This is a genomic window from Rhodococcus sp. KB6 (assembly GCF_001445685.1).
GTDB classification, from domain to species: domain Bacteria; phylum Actinomycetota; class Actinomycetes; order Mycobacteriales; family Mycobacteriaceae; genus Rhodococcus_F; species Rhodococcus_F qingshengii.
In genome coordinates, this window is record NZ_LNAK01000065.1 from 1 (window position 1) to 1143 (window position 1143).

General features: G+C 67.9%; 1 protein-coding gene and 1 pseudogene. Both read right to left on the reverse strand.

Annotation, left to right across the window (positions count from 1 at the left end; all coding sequences use genetic code 11):
- Window positions 1-186 (reverse strand): annotated as a pseudogene (locus ASU23_RS33345) (ISL3 family transposase); the annotation flags it as partial.
- 632 nt (window positions 187-818) lie between these two features.
- The gene (locus tag ASU23_RS12105) at window positions 819-1130 is read right to left on the reverse strand and encodes a putative quinol monooxygenase (RefSeq protein ID WP_003941073.1); all 312 of its coding nucleotides are present in this window, start codon (window positions 1128-1130) and stop codon (window positions 819-821) included.
- Between the last annotated feature and the right edge of the window lie 13 nt (window positions 1131-1143).

A 1143-nucleotide genomic window follows, 5' to 3' on the forward strand; every position in this document is an offset into this window, starting at 1 on the left:
GTCACGAGCAGCGCCTTCGCTGCCGCACCGTCGGCACCACTGATCTGGTTCCACCACGCGGCACGCGAGGACCGCACGATCCGGTTCAAGTCGTTGCCCGGTCACGCTCAGACCGAGGCCGTCGAGTCGAGCGAAGGCGGTCAGGTCAGGGCGGCCGAAGCCGGCCGGCGGGGTAGCGTCGGACACGTCGAGGTCTTTCGGATGGATGGCGTAGGAACCTCCGTCGTCGGGAGACCTCGACGTCTATCTGCGGACCGACGCGCCCGGCCGACCTACACCCTCATCTGAGAAGACCCCTGAAACGTCTTCGACGACGACGGGACCGGTGAGGAGGAGGGCGCGGTGAGCTAAAGGAATGGAGCTTGCTCGGCTTCGACGCCGCCGCGAGCTCCGGTGAAACGGTCGGTACTGGTCGGTCGTCGTCGGTCACCACCGGATGGCGGCGTCCCCCACGCTCGGCGTTTGCGCAGGTCAGCGGCTCGTTCGCCCAGTGGGCGCATCAAGCGATAGACGCAGAGCCGACGTGATTAGGTCGTCGGTTCGATTCCGACAGGCGGCTCCGGCGAACAGCCCCTGACCTGCACAAACGCAGGGCAGGGGCGGTTCGGTTCTGGTGGTCGCGCGATGCGCTGGCCTCACGGCTCTGCCCGACACCGACGTCGCTCTCCTCTGCGACGGAACCCTCGCCGGCTGAGCGCTCGCGGCCGGCATCCTGTCCGTGTGCCGATAGGCCTCGCACCGCTCGGCAACGCAGCGTGGCGTTGCGTCGCGACCTGGCGACGGCTCGGCGGGGCGCGATCGTCTCGTGCGTTGGCGGACTACGGGAGCTTGGACGCGAGGACGTCGGCCGCCAGGATCTCGGGTGCTGCGCCGAGGAGGTGCTGGTTGGCCATCAGGGCTGCGACGATGGCGCCGTTGGCGTGGGCGTCGCGAGCGGCCTCGTCGGGGAATGCATCGAAGATCCAGAAGGTGTCGGCGTGGGTCCTGACCGCGAACCAGACAATCGTTCCTACTTCTTCGTTGGCGAGCGCGACAGCGCCGGCGAGCAGATCGGCGAGCGCGTCGTGCTGTCCATCGGCCGCGACGATCTTGGCGACGAAGGCATACGGAAGTGATGCGGGTGTGGACATGAGGGGTTCTCCT